We start from the raw sequence: 19,183 nt of genomic DNA, 5'->3' as shown, positions 1-19,183 counted from the left end.
GATGGAAACAAGAGAAACATTGGTAGCCAGCGCCATCCCAGACCAGGAGATCATTACCCGGGTGCTGCACGGCGAAAAAGACCTCTACGCTATTCTGGTGCGCCGGAACAACCAGCGGCTTTACCGGGTGGGCATGAGTATCCTGGACGATGAAGAGGAAGTGGAGGAGATGATGCAAACGGCCTTCGTGAAAGCCTATGAGCATCTGCCTACGTTCGGGTTCAAGTCGGCTTTCTCTACCTGGCTCACCCGCATTCTCATCAATGAATGTCTGCTGCGGGCGAAGAAACGAAAACTGGCGTGTGCGATGAGCGATGAGAAAGTAGACCAAGAAGTAAACCTGAGATCAGAGGAGCACATTCCTACGCCTTTGACCAAACTGCTGTCCTCAGAACTGCAGGTGGTGCTGGAAGAGGCCATCCGGCAACTCCCCGAGAAGTACCGCACCGTCTTTGTGATGCGCGAAATTGAGGGGATGAACGTAGCCGAGACCACGCATTGCCTCTCCATCAGTGAGGCCAACGTGAAAGTAAGGCTGAACCGGGCCAAGGCCTTATTGCGGAAATCCCTGAGCCATCTCTACAAAAAAGAAGACATCCTGCAATTCCACCTCAGCAAGTGCGACCGGATCACCGAGCACGTGATGCGGCAGATTGGAGCCAGGTGATTTCGGCTCGTTTTATTTCGGCTCGTTTTTAGGAAAAAAGCCCTAAAACAGCCCGTGAATTGCGGAAGTAATCCAGAGAGAAAACCAATCTCCAGATAACTTTTAGCTTTCTACTCATGCTTTTTGGCTGCTGCAGGTTTTCTCTGCGCCCACTCTTCCGAGGTCATCTCAAACTTGATTTCGCCTTTGCCGTGGGTACCCACTTCGCGCCAGCCGGCGGTACGGTAGAAGGCCGCAGCCCGGGTGTTGAGGGTCGTGCCTAACCAGACTTTCTCCCCAGTCTGCCCGAAATACCAGTCCAGCATCAGGTCATGCAGCTTTCTCCCGATGCCCATTTTTTCATAGGCGGGGTCTATAAACAGCGCCCAGATGCTGTGCTCCTGCAGATCTGCGATGGAGAAGCCCACTACCTGGTTTTCTACCTCGGCTACCCAGCCTTTTCCCCGTTTGGTGATGTATTCCTCCACCGCAGCATCAGTGACCAGGGCGGGGTTGGAAAGTACGTTCTCTTTCACGGCGTGGCGTACTACCTGCATCTGCGGGATGTCTGCCACGATGGCTTCTCTAAAGGTGGGAATCATCAGTCGGGTTTTGGGTGCGTTTTCCTGAAAGTAAGCCCAAAATAGCCTTTCCTCCAACAACTGAGCGGCAAAAAGAGGACAGGGCACAAAGCAAAATCAGCCGGAGATCTGCATCTCCCGGCTGATTCTTGCCTCGTTTTTAGTAAAACGGCCCTGAAACAAAAACCTATTGTGAGGCATCGGTGTCCTGGCTATTTCCTGATCACGTACCAGAGATTCTGGATGTCATGGGGCAGTTTATGGGTCTGGATGTTGGTGAAGCCAGCGCGGTTGAGGTAATCCATGGTCACCTCCTCGCCCCACATGGCGCCCAGGCCTTCGCCGTGCTGCGCGAGCGATACGGTCATGCAGTGCATAGTGGAAATGGTGTACAGAAACGGGGCGATGGGGTGTTTCATGTCTTCTTCCAGGTGACTGGTGCCCCCAATTTCCTGCATGAGGTACACGCCGTCTTTCTTGAGTGCTTTGTGAATGCCTCGCAGCACGTTGAGCGGTTGTCCCTGGTCATGGATGGCGTCAAAGGTGGTGATAAGGTCATATTTCTCCTCCGGCGCATCGTGGTGGAAATCAGATAGGTCTTTAAGCTTGAAATGGACGTTCTCCAGGCCCAGAGCGGCAGTCTGGGCGTTGGCATCAGCGATGGCGTCTGAGGAGAAGTCAATGCCGGTGAAATGGGACCGGTGGAACATGGAGGCCAAGCGGTTGATGATTTTACCCGAGCCGCAGCCCACGTCCAGCACGTGAATGCCTTTCTCCAGTTTCTCCCGCAGGTCCGGCACCAGCGGCAGGATATGGCTCTCCAGAGAAGCCAGCACCGACTGCCCGCTGTCCTCGGCCATGACCTCATGGAACCGGTGGAATTCTGCATAAGGCACGCCGCCGCCGTGTTTGAAGCATTCCACTATTTGGTTTTCAACCTGGCCCATCACGGCGCTGTACTGTGCAAACACCGCCAGGTTATCAGATCCGGCCTGGCGGGTAAGGTAAGCGGCATGCTCTGGGGGCAGGTAATAGGTGCGGGTTTCGGGGGCGTAGATGACAATGCCGCCGGTGACCATGGCGCCCAGCCACTCCCGCACGTAGCGCTCATCCAGGCGGGCCCGCTCGGCAATGTCCATGGAACTGGCAAAATCCATCTGGCTCATGATGTCAAACAAACCTACCCGGTGCCCGATGGAGATCATGAAGGAGAGGGCGCTTTTGTTCATGGTGTCTACCAGGGCATTCTCAAACGCCTGGGCCCGGGAAGTATCAAATTCCTGATCTACTCTCATAATGGTACGCTTAAATGATGCTACATCCACCAGGTCAAAGTCAGCAGCCCTGTCTTACGGTTGTAAAGGAGGGAATGGGAATTCTTTCGGGCTGTTCTAAGGGAGCGTACGTGGTTGGTATTCTATTAAGTAGTTATACGCTTTTTACCGATTTGGGTAACTCAAAAGAAAAGGCGTTTAAGGTCCGTTTTTCAGAATCAGCCTTGAAAGAGGGGAAAGAACAGGCCAAGGGTTCAGGGCTTTAAAGAGAGCTAGCTAAATAGCGATCTTTTAGGTTGGTGATATTGTAAGTGACTGATAAGCAATAATTAGACTGTTTGATAAGATGAAATTTTTAACCCTTGAACTAGAAAATCTGTCAGCCGCATACACCAAACGATTAGGGGCTGTTTTTTTGAAAACAGCCCCTAATCGTTTCTATCTGAAAAGAGAATTGAACTTGTTGTACAACAGAAGCTGGCTAAGTGCCTGCTGCAAGTGGCGGCTCAGAAATGGCCCGTGAAACGTGTGTGCCTCGCCTGGGTTTACATCCTCGTGCCAATGCCCGCCACTCTTCCCCTGGGTAGCATTCCTGCCAGAAAGATGACAATCCCCAAGGCCACATGCAGGTAATTATCGGCGCCGTTCACAGGTAAGAAACCCAGCAGCCTGGTCATACCGGAATCCCCGATGGTAAGGAACCCGATCACCCCTAACAATAGGTAAACTACCCCAAATACTTTCATAAAGGTTGCAGCCTGGCCGGGTGCGGCAAGGGCCACCAGAATAAACAATACCCCGCTTATGATGTGCACCATGTTATGCACCGCATCGGCGTGGAAAATGGCACTGTGGGTATCACCCACTATGGGATTGGGTACGAAACCCAATAGGCCCACCGCCAGGAAAGTGAATCCAATGAGGAGAGAAGCAGTTTTTGTGGTCATAGTGCATGAAGTGGTTGGTTTATAAGTATCTACGGAATTTTCATAATTTTAGATGGTATTGTTATAAAATGATTTTTCCTATTTTAAGAAATCGCCTCCCTTTAATTTATTGCAAGCTAAGAACCTAGTGCAGCACCTGAACTGGGGTTTTCTAATAAACAACAGAAGCCCATTCTACCTAAAAGGCAAGATGGGCTTCTGCTGTTTTGAGGCTGTTTTCTGAAAATCAGTCCCGGAACAGGAAGTTGCTGAAATGGAGTAGCATAAGCAGCTTCAATTGTTCAGCAGGCCAGGATATTTATTTCCACCGGGTAATTGCCCAGGCTTTTTGCTGATCTGGGGAGAGGAAAGTCCAGGCGACAAGACGGCTGGTTTTGTTCCCCTGGCTCATGGTAATGGTTTTCACGTCTACCGCTTGGGCTTGCCGCAGGGCTTTGTAGGCGCCTTTTAGGTTGGCGCTTTTAGAGACCAGCGTGGTGAACCAAAGACAGGATTGGGCAAATTGTCGGCTCTGCCTGATCATATCCCCGATGAAGCGTTCTTCGCCGCCCTCGCACCACAATTCATTCTTCTGCCCGCCGAAGTTGAGGGTAGGCTTCACGGCCTTCTGTTGTTTCAGGTTCCTGAGTTTGCGCACGGTGCCGGCCTGCGCGTCTGCCGCCGAGGCGTGGAAGGGCGGATTGCAAAGGGTCAGGTCGAAGCGCTCATCTGGTTGGATAATGCCCCTGAAAATGTCTTTGGGGTTTGACTGCAGCCGGCATTCTATACCGCCTTGCAGCGAGGGGTTCTTCTCAATGATCTGGTTCGCAGACTGAATGGAAACCGGGTCAATATCCGCGCCTACAAAAGCCCAGCCGTACTCCTGGTGCCCGATGATGGGATAAACGCAGTTGGCGCCCACGCCAATGTCCAGACACTTGATGCGGTTGCCTTTGGGTACTTTGTTCCCTTTAGGGTTCAGGCTGGCCAGCAGATCCGCAATGTGGTGGATGTAATCTGCCCTGCCGGGAATAGGCGGACACAGGTAGTTCTTGGGGATGTCCCAGTAACTGATGCCGTAGAAATGCTTCAGCAGCGCTTTGTTCAGCGTTTTCACCGCCTCGGGGTTAAAGAAATCAATTGATTCATCCTTGAAGTCATTCACCCGCACAAAAGGGCGCAACTCGGGGCAACTCGCGATCAGCTTCTTGAAATCATAGCGCTCACGGTGCTTGTTGCGGGGGTGTAAACCCGCTTTCTCTTTGGGGTGCTCTTTCTTTTTCGGAAGCATGAAACGGTAAAATCAAAAACAGTGCTGTCGCCTGGGGCAAAGTTACCACAAATGGGCACGCCATAGGGCAACAGCACTGTTTTCCTTTATTTCAACCAATCTGGTTTGGTGGTGTTGATCCTGGCTCTGAGTTGGTTGAGCAGGCTGTACAAGCCAAAATAGGTTCTGTTCACAAAAAGACCGTGCCTGGAGCCGCGGGCCTGCCTGGATTGCCTGAACATCTTGTCCCTGGCCACTCTGTCGCCTAGCGCGTAAATCTGATTGAAGTAAGCCTCATCCGCGAAATCAAATGTTTCAGAGTGGAAAGGCCGGCCCAGCAATACCATCATTTCCTTGAAAACACCCTTGAAATAGGCTTGCTCTGCCGGGGAGTCCTGGTCGCTGAGGAAATCCAGCTGGAAGAAGATCTGGTTTAGTTCCGCCTCGTTCAGATGCGCGTTTCTCTTCAATAGCGAGAAGTAACCCCGGTAGAAATCCTCCGGAATCTCTTTCACGCACCCGAAATCAATGACACCCAAGGTCTCCTTTTCCTGGACAATGAAGTTACCCGGGTGCGGATCGGCGTGGACCTGTTTGAGGTTGTGCACCTGGTGGTGGTAGAAATCCCACAATGCCTGCCCAATCTGGTTCCGGGCTTCTTGCGAGGGGTTCGTCTGGAGCCATTCCTTCAGGTGATCGCCTTCCAGCCAGTCCATGGTGATGATGCGCTCACTGCTGAATTCTGGGTAATACACCGGGAAGTTCAGGTGCGGAATATGACGGCAAGCCTGCGAGATCTCGGTGGACCGTTTTACCTCCAGTTTGTAGTCGGTTTCCTCCAGCAGTTTCTCTTCTACCTCTTCCATGTAGTGGCTTATTTCCTTTTCGTTCATGTTCAACAACCGGTGGGCAAACGGCTTCACCATGCGCAGGTCTGAGGTAACGCTATCGGCCACGCCGGGGTACTGCACCTTCACTGCGAACGTTTTGCCGTTTTTGGTGGCTTTGTGTACCTGCCCGATGGACGCGGCATTCACCGCCGAAGTAGTGAACGTATCAAACATCGCCTCTGGTGCTTTCCCAAAGGACTTCTGGAAGGTTCTCACCACCAAGGGGTAGGAGAGCGGTGGCGCGCTATACTGCGCCATGGTGAACTTATCCTGGTACGCCCGGGGTAGGATGTTCTTGTCCATAGATATCATCTGGGCCACTTTGAGGGCGCTGCCTTTCAGCTCGCTTAGGGAAGCGTAGATGTCCTCGGCGTTGCTGGTGTGTAGTTCCTCTTTGCTCAGAGATGGGTTCACCATCTTCTTGGCGTAATGCTTTATGTAGTTCCCGCCCACTTTGGCGCCGGTACCAATGAACTTGGTGGCCCGTTGTACTTTGGAGGTAGGGATATGGTTTTGCTCTGGTTGGGTACTGCTCATGAAGGTTATTTAGACTGGTAAAGGAATTTGGCCAGATCAACGAATGAGTCCACGGCGGTTCTCCCAATCAGGTCGAAGGCCAGCCGTACGGATTTCTCAATGGCCACATCGGTTTTCTCGAAGGAGACGGAGTTGTCTCTGAGCCAGAACTGGAAGATGAACAGCGTCTCCAGCCACAGGGCTTCGTCATACTTGTCAGAGAGGTACTTGCGGTCCACGATCTCACCTTCGGCTTTGCCTTCCTGGATGATACCTTTGGCGAAGGTTTTGAATTTGTCTCGGAAGCTTCTCACCTCCTGGGGCGTTACCTTCTTGAAGTCTGCGTGGCTTTCATATAAGGCGAGCAGGTAGCTTCGATTCTTCTTCAGGACCTCTACCCAGGTGTAATAGAAAGCCAACAACTTCTCTCTGGCCGAGTAAGATTGGTATACCTCCTGGGCGCGCATGGTGGCGTAGGTTTCGTCAAAGATGCGGTCCCACACCGCGCCTTTCACCCCTTGAAACGAGGTGAAGTAGTTGTAGAACTCCTCCTCCGGAATACCCAGGCTCTGGGCAAACTTGTACACCGATACCGGCTGTTTCCCGGTCTCCAGCACATGCTCTATGAAGGCGTCAATGATTCTGTTTCTGGTCTCAGCCTGCTGATTTGTATTGAAATCTGTGTTTTCCATCTTCTTCTGCTTGTCTATTATTCAAACAAACGGAAGCGGGTAGAGGTTTAGTAAATCCAGAATATTTCACAAGTTTCTGAAAATAAAAGCACAGCTTCGGGGCCACTGTTGGAGGCAATCTTTTTGGGTGAAGCTTTCCTAGTAGCTGAACTTGATTTCATAGATGTTAGGCCACAATTTGCCAGTTACATACACTTTGCCAGCGGTACTGTCATAGGCAATTCCGTTCAGCTCAAGGGCATCCGGTTTCTTGGATTTGGCGTCCTGCTCCAGAGAGGTCAGGTCCAGTTTCCCGATTATTTTTCCAGAACTAGGATCAATCTTGAGGATGGTGTTGGTGGTGTACACATTGGCGTACAGGAAGCCTTTAATGTATTCTAACTCATTGATGTTTTCCACTTGACCGTTTTGGTCATGAACGGCAATGGTTCTCTCAACTTTGAAGGTGGTAGGGTTGAGGTACGTTATTTTGCTGGTGCCATCACTCATGATCAGGTGGGTACCGTCTGTGGTCATGCCCCAGCCTTCTTTGCTCTTAAAAGTGAATTCACCCGTCCGCTTGAAAGTATTCACGTCATACACAAACCCGACCTTGCTTAAATAGGTGAGCTGGTATAATCTGTCCTTCAGGATAGCGATTCCCTCCCCGAAGTACTTGTTTCGGTCTAGCTCTACTTTTACATCCATCTTCCCCGTGGCTAAATCCACTACGCCAATGAGTGATTTAGTTTGGGTAAGATCTGCCGGAGAACCCGTGCTTTCATAAAGTTTGCCTTCGTGCACCAGAAACCCCTCAGTGAAAGCAGTGGTGTCATGCGGGTAAGCTTTTACCACGCCGTAATTGATGAGGGCAGGTTCAGAAGCGTTACTATTCTGGGCGTTCTTCTGGGCACCGGTTTCTGTTTTGGCATTGCCACATCCTGAAACATTTAGAAGCAGGGCAAAGGATAGAAGAATCTTGTTCTTATTTCTAAAAGTCAGTCTCAAGGTTCTAAAAGTATTAATTTCCTCCCACTTATTCAGAAGGCTCTAGGGAAGGTAGAAAATACTTATATGTTTTGCCCCTGTTTTTGTGAAAAGACGCTAGAAACAAGGTCTGTTCCTAAGCAGTTTTAGAAGTCCGGTTCATGGCCAGAATTGCGGAGAAAGCTGCAAGAATTAGGGTGATGGGGGTGAAGATGAGCTTCTCCAGTTGACTGTTTGAAAACAGGTTGCCCACGGTGTTCAGCAGGAAAATCCCGAACATGACCCAAAGCACAGCGGTTAATATTCTAGAGGGTACCCTCAGGTGCAGATAACCCGCCTGCACCAGGGCAATGAACAGGAAGAAGATGTTCAGCAGCAGGGCCGTTGTCTCCAGTTGGTACATCTCCGTTTGGCTTGTGATCCTGCCGCCACCTACAATGGTAAACGGAATCACCGAGGTGAGAACCAGCAGGTGGAAAATAACAATGGCAGCAAAAATGAGGACCATGCCTTTAGCTGCAATCCTGCTCATACGGGTTGTTGAGGTTAAGTTGGAATTGAAACAAGGGGGCTCCGAAAATAGTCAATCCATGCAATATTAGCAAAGGGCTATATCGGTGGCGGCGGAAGACTACAAAACCAAAATGGCCATGCATTCTGGCAGATGGTTGTAACGCAACCTACCAAAAAGCACGGCCATTTTAGGCATTCTAAGCTGTTAAAGTTTGAAGCTCACCTTGAAGGTACTTCCTTTTCCTTTTTCGCTTTCCACTTCAATTTTTCCGCCGCTGTTGTCTATGATCTTCTTCACGATGTACAGTCCAATTCCCGTGCCTTCCACGTGGTCATGCAGGCGCTGGAACATGGCGAACAACTTGTCTTGCTGAGAGGCATCAATTCCTAAGCCGTTATCTTCTACGGTTAAAACGCAGAAATCCCCTTCTTTTCTGGACATGATCCTGATCAAAGGAGTACGCTGCGACGAGCGGTACTTAATGGCGTTGGAGATAAAGTTGTAAAGAACGCTTCTGAGGTTCTTTCTGGAAAACTGCAGTTCAGGGTGTTGGCTGAAGTCAATTTCCAGAGTGGCCCCGGATTGTTGGATGGGGTCTTTCAGGTCCTGGCAAATTTCGTCTAACACTTCCTGAAACGGTACTGTGCTCACATCTTCGCTGCTTTGGCGCTGCAGCTTGGTTAGCTCAGTGAGGTCATTGATGGTGTTTTTGAATCTGCAGATGGAATCCCCGATAAGCGAAATGATGGGCGCTATCTCAGGTGTTTCCAGGATGTCATGGGGCAGGTCCATGACCAGGGTATTCACCAGGCCCTCAATGTTGGTGATGGGCGCTTTCAGGTCATGAGAGGCGGTGTAGATGAAGTTGTCCAGGTCGTTGTTCGTGCGCTGGAGTTCTTCGTTTCTCCGCTTCAGGGTTTCCTCGGCCTGTTTACGGTCTGTGATGTCCCGGGCCACGGCAAACATGTGGGGCTGACCGTCCAGTGTAATGCCGCCCATGCTTACCTCTACCGGATAGATGGTGCCATCCTTGCGTTTGTGAAGGGTTTCAAAAGTAGGAATAGCGCCTTGTTCCTGCGCCTGGGCGAAAGTGGCGTTAAACAGCTCTTCCTGGTAGATTGGGTCTACATCAGGTACTCTCAGAGAGGCTGCTTCTTCCTGGGTATAACCCCAGCGTTTCAGGGCCAGATCATTGAGGTAGGCAAAAGTGCCGTCTTTCCGCATGAGAATGAAGGCGTCAAAGGCATAGTCACTGATGATCTTGAACTTGCTTAACTCGCCTTCGGCTTTCTTCTGCTCTGTAATGTCTGTGTTGGTGCCAATCCAGCGGACAACGTTGCCGGCTGCATCTTTGACCGGAACGCCCCGGGTCAGGAACCACCGGTACTCGCCATTGCTACCTTTCAAAGGCAGGGTCATTTCCCAGGTTTCCTTTGTGGCCCAGGCCTCTTCCACGAATTTTACCACCCAGCCATGATGGTCTGGATGCTGGATCTTTTCCCAGCCCCAGCCCTGCATTTCTTCAAAGTTGGTGCCGGTGAAATCATACCAGCGTTGGTTGTACCAGGTAATCCAGCCATCGGGGTTGGCCACCCAGGCCAGGTTCTGGATGTTGTTGGCAAACGTTTTAAACCACTCTTCCCTTTCCTCCAGGGCTTCCTGGTTTTTCTTGCTCTCGGTTACGTCTACGCAGGAGCTGATGTACCCGGCAAAGGTACCATCTGGGCCAAACCTGGGCGATACCACGGCATATTGCCAGCGGTATTCCCCTTCTTTGTTCAGAAGCCGGAATTCGCGCTGCAAAACTTCCCTTTTGGCAAAGGCATGCTGGTACGCCTCTATAAAGCCCGCGCGATCATCTGGGTGGAAGAACTCGCCCCAACCGTAGTTGAGGAGTTCCTCAGGGGTACGGCCGGTAAGGTTCATCCATTCCTGGTTGAAGTAGATGGCGTTTCCCTCCAGATCGGTTTGGGCAATGAGCAGGCCAGAGGCCTCGGCCATGGTCCGGAAGCGCTCTTCGCTTTCCGTTAAAGCAGCCTCTGCCCGCTTGCGGTCTGTGATGTCTGGGCTTACGGTGGCAATGCCCAACACCTCTCCGGTTTCGGGGTCTTTTACTGCAAACTGGTTATAATCTACTTCAATGTGCTGGCCTGTTTTGAAGTGACGGAACCGGAATTCGCCTTTCCAGAAGCCAGCTGTGTTCTGGGCTGGTAAAATCACCTCCTGCACAAAAGGTTTGTCTTCGTCAGAAAAGTAATCTGTGACCTGGGTCTGTTGGGCTTCCTCCAGGCTGTCCAGGCCTACCATCCTTCGGCCGGTGGGGTTCACGTAAAGAACTTTCCCTTTTTGGTCAGCTATGCCTATGAAATTGGTAGAGTTCTCGCTCATGGCCAGGAAAAGCTTCTGGTGTTTTTCGGCCATTTTCCTTTCAGTTATCTCGTGGCAAACGGCAACCACAAAGGAGGGGCCCCCGCTTGAGTTCTTTGCCACCGAGACATTGTTGTGCACCCAAACCTCAGTGCCATCTGGTTTGACATAGCGTTTTTCAATGTCAAAGGGTGTTCCGTTTTTGATGGCTTCCTTGAACAGCACCGTATTGTGCGGAAGGTCTTCCTGGTGGCTGATGTCCTGCATGCGCATCTGGTAAAGCTCCTCTTTGGAACGACCCACCATCTCACTAAACCGGTCGTTCACCAAGATGAATTTTCCGGTGAAATCACATTCTGCTATGCCCACAGACTTCTGGTTGAACACCCCGCCCAGCCGCTCTTCGTGCTCAATCAAGGCCTGGTCGGCTTTAACTTTTCCGGTTATCTCATTGGTGATAATCAAGGTGCCAGCCGGAAGGCCATTATCCCCCAGGATAGGGCTGCAATCCAGGTCCAGCCAGATGTCTTCGGCGGTGTTGTTCCTGAAAACCGTGAAAGGCAGTTTCCGGTAAGTAAGGGCTTTGCCTTGTAGCGTCCTGGAGATTACCTCTGTCACAAAATCAGCGGTTTCGGGCCAGCTCTCAGAGAACCTGATTCCCAGCATGTCCGGGTGCCTTTGTCCGGCCAGGGCGCGGTAAGCATCGTTGTAGAGCACCGTGCCGTCCTGGCCCCATAGCATCACCATGGGGGTAGGGGACTGCAGGATAAGGTTTACGGCCATGCGCAGGCTTAGACTCCATTCCGCAATGGGGCCCAGGAGCGTGGAAGCCCAATCATGCCTCCGGATAAGGTCTCCTAATTCGCCTCCCCCAATAATAGACAGGATCGGAGCTTGGGGCTCGTCCTGAATGGGGTGTATGATATCTTCCATGTATCGTTTGTGAAATTGGGGTAAACAAGCACTTGCTTTCGCAAGCGAGCCGGGTCATTTAAGCTGTCGTTTGCGGGGGAGCTTAAGCGAAAGCAAATTTAACTTTTTTTCGTTTGCAGGAATATAGAAGCACGTTAGCCTGCGCGGGTAACGGTTTCCGTGGATTTAAGTTTTTAAATATTGGAAGATTTGCCTTTAGTCAGTTTTCCCGTTGTGGTACTTCCTGCACAAAAAGCCCCTTTTCAGAATTGGGCATATTTTCTAAAAAGGGGCCGTAAAAAGGAAATGGCTGGCAAGCAGACGAACCTTTAACTAGTTGATTTAAAAAGAACAACCTTAGGTTCTGTAGCCATAAAGGCTTGTGTTTGACTTGAGGATCAAAACCGACCGAGAGCTGGTTCTGGAAGGCTTTATTTTTTCTTCTGTTGGGCCATCTTGTTGCCCACGTGCATCAGCAACTGCCTGTACTCTTCCTGAGGGCTGAAGTCAATAAACTTGGCGTCTTTTAAAACCACACCAGTATGGGGAGCTGGCCAGTAAAAGACCTCACCCTGGTTGACTGTTTCCTCATGACCATCGGCGTACTTAATCCTGATGGAGCCTTCCAGAAGGTAGCCCCAATGCGGCGAAGGACACATGTTTTGCGGCAATCCCTCAAGAAGCGGGCTGAAGTCTGTGCCAGCGGGTACTTCCACATAGCCCGCGTGCATGCCGCCCAGCCCGCCCTGGTGCCGGAAGGAGGTTTTCTCGTCTACCGGCAAGTTTTCTTTTCGCTGGTGGAAGGATACAGCCTGTGCCTGATTACTTTCTTTTGGCTGATCATAAGAAGAGGTCAGAATCACGTTGGCATGCACTATTTTCCACTGGTCGTCTACTTTTCTGAGGGTGCGCGATTCTTTCTTCTTCTGGCCTTCAGTTCCTCCCCAGTTATCATACTGGTCAAAACTCACAAAGGCCACTTTGTCTCCTATGGTGTAATGGTAATTGTCGCGTTTTAGGTTGAGCTTAAACGGTCTGGCCCCTCTTCTGAAATTAGCATTAATGCTGTCCCAACCGTTGAGTTGCCATATACCCCGTACCGAGGTCATGATAAACTGGGCTTCATCTGTGTTAACCCAGCATTTGGCCCAGTTCACAGTATCTGCGGCTGCAATAAAGTAACTTTCGTCATCAATGAGTTTGGTGATGGTGGTTTTTTGGTTCTCCATGCTCATGGGCCTGGTACAGGCAGCGCAGAACAGAATCAGAAGGTAAAGGTAGTTTTTCATGGTAATCATAGGTTTGGTGCATTACTTCTCCTGGAGAGGCTTGGTGTGCCCTCACTGCCAAATCAAAAGGACTGCTTCTGGGGTAAGTTCCGGAACCTGGATGATGAATGTCCATGGGGTTGCCTTTCCCAGGCTGTCCTTCTCCGTGAATCGTTTCAAGAATGTATTCTGAGTCCAATATATGTCCGTGGAGGAGGGTGCCGCAGCAAGAGAATGGGTGCTCTGCTTATGGCCCACGAGAAGGGTCGCAGGGGGGAAGGCGATCAGCAAGGGGCTGGGAGGAAAACCAGGCAGGCTGTTTCCTGTAGGATGCCAGGGAAACGGTGTTTTCGTTACCGTTTATTTAAGATAATCATTTCAAAAGAAAGATAGAAGGTTTGAGGGCTGTTTTCTCCAAAAGAGGCCCTAAACGCAAATCTCGGGCGGGAACCCTCCCGTTCACTGAAAACCCAGAAAGAAATCGCACCTTTGCAGAAGGTTTTGGCTTGTGCTTCGTACAAGGAGAAACCGCTTTTCTTATCGGCCGAGGCCGAAACATCCGCGATCATGAAATTCGAAGATTACCATATCAACCCCGCCATCAAGAAAGCCCTGGACAAACTGGGCTTCAAGAAACCCACCGATATCCAGTTCAAGGCCATTCCGCCTATCTTGAGAGGAGAGGATGTGCTGGCCATTGCGCAGACGGGTACCGGTAAGACGGCGGCCTTTGCCATTCCGGTGCTGCACATGCTGCACGAGCGCAAGCAGTACGCTCGCCAGGACGGTATCAAATGCCTGGTGATGGTGCCCACCCGCGAGCTGGCCATCCAGATCACCGAGGTGTTTCATACCCTGGGCAAGCACACCCGCGTGGAGACCATGACCGTTTTTGGGGGCGTGGAGCAGGCGCCTCAGATCACCAAACTGGAAGACGGCATTGATGTGCTGGTAGCTACCCCGGGCCGGATGTTTGACCTGGTGAGCCAGGGCCACATCAGGCTGGAACGCGTAGAGATTTTGATCCTGGACGAGGCCGACCACATGCTGGACCTGGGCTTCATCAAAGACATAAGAGACGTGTTGCGCCACCTGCCCCGCAAGCGGCAGACGCTGTTCTTCTCAGCGACCATCAACGAGAAAATCAAAGACCTGGCCTACTCGCTGGTGACTAAACCTATCCGCATCCAGATCTCGCCCAAAGACCCGGTTTCCAAGAACGTAGACCACTCGGTGGCCTACATCGGCATGGATGACAAGCGGTTCTTCCTGGAGCGCGTGATCAAGGAAAACGAGGGCAGTAAAATCCTGGTGTTCGTGCGCACGAAAGTGCGGGCCGAGCGGGTGCACGCCGCCATGGAGCGCGTGGGCATCAAAGCCGATACCCTGCACGGCGACAAAGATCAGAAAGACCGCTTGGCCGCGTTGAACCGCTTCAAGAAGGGTGAGGTGAAAGTGCTCATCGCCACTGATGTGAGCTCGCGCGGGATTGACATCCCCAGCGTGGAGTACGTGGTGAACTATGACCTGCCCGATGTGCCTGAGAACTACGTGCACCGCGTGGGCCGTACCGGCCGGGGTACCCAGAAAGGAAAATCCGTGTCTTTCTGCAGCCCTGAAGAAAAAGAAATCCTGAATGAGATTGAAGGCTATCTGGGCAAGCCCATCAAGGTACTGGACATTGAGAAACAGGATTACACCGCCACCATTGACTTCTCCGCAGAGGTAAAACCCGACCTGAAATCCCTGTTGAAAGAGGTGCAGGATTTTGAGGAAGCATCAAAGAAAAAGAAGAAGCCTAAGGGCAAAAAGTAATCAGTTAGAGCTTCGTCTATACTCAAAGAAACTCTGTCAGATAAGTGGGAAACCCCTGTGGAAAGGATGTTTTTCTGAAAACATCCTTTCCACAGGGGTTTCCTTTTTCCTGGCTACTTAGAAAAATGTCCCTGCTTGTTCTGTTTAGGGCCTACTTTTCAGAAAGAAAGGGAAAACGGCAGCGAAGCTGAAAGTATCTGATTAATAACCGCTTCATATTCATTTTAATACCCTTACACCCCGTATATACATAAATGATGGATTTCCAATTTCCCGAAGGATCAACCGTGTACGCAAATGCTAAACCTACTCAGAAATTAGTAGTTAGAAGGTATGCGAAACGCGTCTATTATTGTACCGTCCCAGAAAACCCTTCCCAAAAGGATTTGGTGTTCTACGGACGAGAGCTGAGTTCTGGCCCAGAAAAACTAGGTTAGTAAAAAGTAGTAGTTTAAAACAAAGAAAGCCGCGGTTCCATCCGCGGCTTTCTTTGTTTTATAGAGTTTGGGGTAGCTACGCTTTTGCTTTCGTTAACTTACAAGCTGCAGGGTTTTGGTCTGGTCCTGATAAGCCTCTTTGCCCAGCTTTCTTAAGATGCGGTAATGGGACAGCAAGGCCGCTTTGAAGCTCTCAATCTCAATGTACGGTAAGTCAAACTCTGCTGCGGTCTGTTTGATGATTTTGGAGATGGCCGGGTAATGCACGTGGCACACCTTCGGGAAAAGGTGATGCTCAATCTGCCGGTTCAGGCCGCCCAGGAAGAAACTTGCTACGGCGCTTTTAGGGGCGAAATTAGCGGTGGTGCGCATCTGGTGGTTTGCCCATGCCTCTTCCATGCTGCCCTGCTCGTTGGGTACCGGAAAATCAGTGCCTTCCACCACGTGGGCCAACTGGAAAACCAGGCCCATCACCGTGCCCTCAGCTAAATGCATGATTAAAAAGCCAAGCGCCGCCTGCCACCAGGTAAGGTCCAGTACCAGCAAAGGCACCCCTATAAACAGGAAATAGTGGACCAGCTTGAAGAAGAACAGGTTGAAGTACTCGCGCTTGGGATGCTGGTTTCTGTGCTGCCCAATCTGTTTCTGGAAGAACTTCACATAGTCTTTCCGCAGGGCCCAGGAGAGAGACGCCAGACCGTAGAGCCAAAAGGCGTACAGGTGCTGAAAGCGTTGGATCTTGTTCACTTTTTCGCTCTCGTCCAGCCGGATCAAGCCTGGGGCAACCTCAATGTCCTCGTCATGGCCGGGAATGTTGGTATAGGTGTGGTGCACCACGTTGTGCGAGATGTTCCACAGGTAGGGGTTCGCCCCAATGATGTAGAAGAGGTAGCTAAGGCTTTTGTTTACCTTGCTGCTTTTAGAAAACGAGCCATGAATGGCATCGTGGCAAATGTTAAACCCGATGAAAGCCCCGAAGGCCCCTAATGCCAGGGTCAGGCCTATGAGCGGCAAGGTGCCAAAATTTCCGGAAAGGATCAGCAGATAAAGCGAGACATACCCCACCAGAAAGAAAGCCGTTTTGCTCCACATAAGCCAGTTGGCGTTTCTGGAGATTCCCTGTTCCTGAAAATAGATGTCTACCATCTTGCGGGCAGTGGAGAAAAAGGCAGATTGGTTTGTATTGATGAATTTTAACTTCTGTGACATAAACGCTTGATGGGCTTGAGATTAACTTCTTGATTTAGTAATCCCAGGCAATAAGCGCTGCAAAAACAGATATCAGAAATGAATGCGAGGATTGCTGTAGTTCAGATTTAAGAGAAGCAATCCCCTTTTGAAAATTTGGGGCAGAAAAGGTGTCCTGCCTAAGTAACGAAACTTACGGTATGAATAGTGCCACAACCATGCCACCTTTACGATGAAAGCGTTTTGACATGATAGTGGCACCACTTAAAACTGGTGAATACCTTCTTTCATTGAGGCGGAGAAATTACTTGCTTTTCTTTTTGGAGGCGCCTTTCTCTTTTAGAGATTTCCGGTAGAAGTAAAAACCTGCCAGGGCGGTAGCCCCGAAGAAAGCCGCCGAGGATAGCTTCTTGAACCGGTTAAAGGAAGAAGGTTTGTCCTGCATCTTGGAGAGGTCTAAGTAAGCCGGGCCTTCCAGTACCTGTCCGTCAATATCAAAGCGGCTGCCGTGGCAGGGGCAGTCCCAGCTTTTCTCGGCTTGGTTAAAGTGCACCAGGCAAGCCATGTGCGTACACACCGCCGAGACCACGTGCAGCTTGCCGGTTTCATCGCGGTAGGCGCCGTAGTTCTTACCGTCCATTTCAATGTTTTTCCCTTCACCCGCGGAGATGTCGGCCAATTTTTCTACCTGGCTGCGGTAGGGCAGGTCCTTGAGGTATTGTGCCATCACGTCTACATTCTCCTTGATGAACTTGCCGGCCGCTTTCTTAGGGTTGTGGCGGGTTGGGGCGTACATCTCGGCGTAAGGGTTTTCGCGGCCCAGAATGAGGTCGCTGATGATCATGGCCGCCAGGGTACCGAAGGTGAGGCCGTCTGCCTCGTACCCGGTGCCCACGTAAATCTCCGAGCCTTTGTCGCGGCGACCGATGTAGGGAAGGCTATCGGCGGGTTTGTAGTGTTGGGCGGCCCAGCGGTATTCCACGGCTTTCACATCGAAGCGTTCGCGCGCAAATTGCTCCAGCTTCTGGAAAGCTTCTTCGTTGTTTTCCTTGTGGCCTACTTTATGCGGCTCGCCCAAAATGAGCAGGAACGGTTCTCCCTGGTCGTTGACGTAAGTGCGCATGGAGTGGTGGTGCATGGCGCTGTAGTCCCAGAACGTGCCTTCGGGGTAAGCCGAGTTCAAAGACACCGCTAAGGCGTATTCGCGATACGGACCCAGCAGGGTATGCAGGAACCAGATGCCTTTTGGGGTGTGAGTGGCGTGTACTACCCGGTTGGCGCGTACCTTGCCCTGTTCTGTATGCACCACGTGGGTCTTGCCTTCTTTTACATAAGTTACCTGGCTGTTCTCAAAAATCTGGCAATTGGGGCCGGCGATTTGCGCAGCCAATCCCTTTACGTACGCCATAGGGTTGAACTGAGCCTGGTTTTCCAGGCGCATGGCTGAGGAAACCGGATAAGGCATTGGCGTTCTGGATTCATCCAGGTAAGCGGGCAAGCCTACTCTTTGGGCGGTCTCCGTTTCGGCCTGGATGAAAGCGTTTTCTGCCTCGTTCTCGGTGAGCAGGTACCAGGGCACCCGTTTGAAATGGCAATCAATATTGAATTGTTGGGTAAGGCGTTCAATCAAGTCAACGGCGGTGGTTCTGGAGGCGGTTAAGGCCCGAACGGTCTCCTGGTCGTACTTTTTCTCCAGCACGTTCAGGTAAGAGCCCACGGGTGCATACAGGTTACCGGTGGAGTAACCGGTAGTGCTCTCGGCTACTTTCAGGGCTTCCAGCACCACTACCCGCTTTCCTTCGGAGGCCAGCAGATGCGCCGTGGTAATGCCGGTGATGCCGCCGCCAATGATAACCACATCCGCTTCTATTTCTCCCTCCAGCCTGGGATAATTACTTATTTGGGCATCTTGCCGCCAGATAGACGTTTTTTTCATAGTTTATAGCTTACTTTTAGATAATAAACTTTGCCTGTATTGCTGTTCTAACGCGGCATATGAAAAAAGGTAGGCATAATTGTACCTCTGTTCTACAATTGTGAGAACAGAACCGGTCTGCCTTCTTGATTTCACGCGTTTCTCCGGCAGCCCTTATTCCCAGCTACCATGCAGAATTACTTTACCTCCAAAATCATCCTGATCACCGGCGGCGCCCAAGGCATTGGCCGGGGACTGGCGCAGGCATTCGCACTGGAGAAAGCCCACGTGGTGATTACCGATATTGATTGGGAAGCAGGCGCTGATGCCATGGCGTGGCTGGGGAAACAGAACCTCACCATTGACTTTATGCCCTGCGACGTAAGCAAAAAGCAGCAGGTGCAGCAACTCATGAACAAGGTGCGGCAAGTGTACGGCCGCCTGGATGTGCTCATCAACAACGCCGGCATCGCGGCCCCGGTAAGAAGGTCTTTGGCCCAGTTGCCCGTGGAGGAGTTTGACGAGGTGCTTTCCGTGAATTTGCGGGGTCCGTTCCTGTGCGCCAAATACGCCATGCCGCTGCTGGAGAAAGGCATTAACCCCACCATCCTGAACATCACTTCCACCCGCGCCTTTATGTCTGAGCCCGATACCTTTGGGTATACCGCGGCAAAAGGCGGACTGGAGTCGCTTACCCATTCCTTGGCCATCAGCCTGGCACCCCAGCGCATCAGGGTCAACGCCATTAGCCCGGGCTGGATTGAGACCGGACCCTGGCAGAAAGACGGCAAAAAAGTAGAGCCGCACCACAGCAAAGAAGACAAAGAGCAGCACCCCGTAGGCCGGGTAGGCACCCCCGAGGACATCGCCGAAGCGGCCCTCTTTCTCTGTTCAGACAAAGCCGGTTTTATCACGGGCCAGAGCCTGACCATTGATGGTGGCATGACCGTGAAAATGATTTACCACGAATAGCGGTTAGAGGCTGTTTTACTAAAATCTACCCCTA

At 51.3% G+C, this 19,183-nt stretch carries 15 protein-coding genes; 3 read left to right on the top strand and 12 right to left on the bottom strand.

Annotated elements, in window-relative coordinates; translation table 11 throughout:
* Nucleotide 1: 1 nt before the first annotated feature.
* Nucleotides 2-667 (top strand): RNA polymerase sigma factor, encoded by a 666-nt coding sequence (locus J3P35_RS17460; RefSeq protein WP_210465961.1) that lies wholly within the window; start codon nt 2-4, stop codon nt 665-667.
* Nucleotides 668-777: 110 nt separating this feature from the next.
* Here J3P35_RS17460 and J3P35_RS17455 read toward each other — a convergent pair whose 3' ends face one another.
* The 10 genes from J3P35_RS17455 to J3P35_RS17410 form a co-directional block, all read right to left on the bottom strand.
* On the bottom strand, nt 778-1,248 hold the full coding sequence (locus tag J3P35_RS17455; RefSeq protein WP_210465960.1) for a GNAT family N-acetyltransferase: 471 nt from the start codon (nt 1,246-1,248) through the stop codon (nt 778-780).
* 191 nt (nt 1,249-1,439) lie between these two features.
* Entirely contained in the window at nt 1,440-2,522 is a 1,083-nt protein-coding gene (locus J3P35_RS17450) for a class I SAM-dependent methyltransferase (RefSeq protein WP_210465959.1), read from the bottom strand.
* 524 nt (nt 2,523-3,046) lie between these two features.
* Entirely contained in the window at nt 3,047-3,448 is a 402-nt protein-coding gene (locus J3P35_RS17445) for a DUF4383 domain-containing protein (RefSeq protein WP_210465958.1), read from the bottom strand.
* 298 nt (nt 3,449-3,746) lie between these two features.
* Nucleotides 3,747-4,718: a 23S rRNA (adenine(1618)-N(6))-methyltransferase RlmF gene (gene rlmF, locus J3P35_RS17440; RefSeq protein WP_210465957.1), complete on the bottom strand. Its 972-nt coding sequence runs from the start codon at nt 4,716-4,718 to the stop codon at nt 3,747-3,749.
* 86 nt (nt 4,719-4,804) lie between these two features.
* Nucleotides 4,805-6,124 carry an ABC1 kinase family protein gene (locus J3P35_RS17435; RefSeq protein WP_210465956.1) on the bottom strand — a complete coding sequence of 440 codons (1,320 nt, stop codon included), beginning with the start codon at nt 6,122-6,124 and terminating at the stop codon, nt 4,805-4,807.
* A gap of 5 nt (nt 6,125-6,129) precedes the next feature.
* The gene (locus J3P35_RS17430; protein WP_210465955.1) at nt 6,130-6,795 is read right to left on the bottom strand and encodes a TetR/AcrR family transcriptional regulator; all 666 of its coding nucleotides are present in this window, start codon (nt 6,793-6,795) and stop codon (nt 6,130-6,132) included.
* A 138-nt stretch (nt 6,796-6,933) separates the two neighbouring features.
* Entirely contained in the window at nt 6,934-7,782 is an 849-nt protein-coding gene (locus tag J3P35_RS17425; RefSeq protein ID WP_210465954.1) for a glutaminyl-peptide cyclotransferase, read from the bottom strand.
* 115 nt (nt 7,783-7,897) lie between these two features.
* A complete protein-coding gene (locus tag J3P35_RS17420; RefSeq protein WP_210465953.1) occupies nt 7,898-8,293 on the bottom strand; it encodes a hypothetical protein in 396 nt (131 codons plus the stop codon).
* A gap of 186 nt (nt 8,294-8,479) precedes the next feature.
* Nucleotides 8,480-11,575, bottom strand: coding sequence for a PAS domain-containing sensor histidine kinase (locus J3P35_RS17415; RefSeq protein WP_210465952.1), 3,096 nt, complete (start codon nt 11,573-11,575; stop codon nt 8,480-8,482).
* Between the two features lie 410 nt (nt 11,576-11,985).
* Nucleotides 11,986-12,852, bottom strand: a complete 867-nt coding sequence (locus J3P35_RS17410; RefSeq protein WP_210465951.1) for a cupin domain-containing protein — start codon at nt 12,850-12,852, stop codon at nt 11,986-11,988.
* Nucleotides 12,853-13,389: 537 nt separating this feature from the next.
* On the opposite strand from J3P35_RS17410, the gene J3P35_RS17405 reads away from it, so the two are divergent.
* Nucleotides 13,390-14,637 (top strand): DEAD/DEAH box helicase, encoded by a 1,248-nt coding sequence (locus J3P35_RS17405; protein ID WP_210465950.1) that lies wholly within the window; start codon nt 13,390-13,392, stop codon nt 14,635-14,637.
* 530 nt (nt 14,638-15,167) lie between these two features.
* Here the strand turns inward: J3P35_RS17405 and J3P35_RS17400 are convergent.
* The gene (locus J3P35_RS17400; RefSeq protein WP_210465949.1) at nt 15,168-16,283 is read right to left on the bottom strand and encodes a fatty acid desaturase family protein; all 1,116 of its coding nucleotides are present in this window, start codon (nt 16,281-16,283) and stop codon (nt 15,168-15,170) included.
* A 283-nt stretch (nt 16,284-16,566) separates the two neighbouring features.
* Complete coding sequence (locus tag J3P35_RS17395) at nt 16,567-18,198, bottom strand: FAD-dependent oxidoreductase (protein ID WP_210465948.1); 1,632 nt, start codon at nt 18,196-18,198, stop codon at nt 16,567-16,569.
* A 168-nt stretch (nt 18,199-18,366) separates the two neighbouring features.
* On the opposite strand from J3P35_RS17395, the gene J3P35_RS17390 reads away from it, so the two are divergent.
* Entirely contained in the window at nt 18,367-19,149 is a 783-nt protein-coding gene (locus tag J3P35_RS17390; protein ID WP_210465947.1) for an SDR family NAD(P)-dependent oxidoreductase, read from the top strand.
* The last annotated feature ends 34 nt before the right edge of the window (nt 19,150-19,183 follow it).

The organism is Rufibacter roseolus, assembly GCF_017916365.1.
Lineage (GTDB): Bacteria > Bacteroidota > Bacteroidia > Cytophagales > Hymenobacteraceae > Nibribacter > Nibribacter roseolus.
Note: the sequence above shows the minus strand (reverse complement) of the source record. Positions and strands in the feature narration are given on the sequence as shown.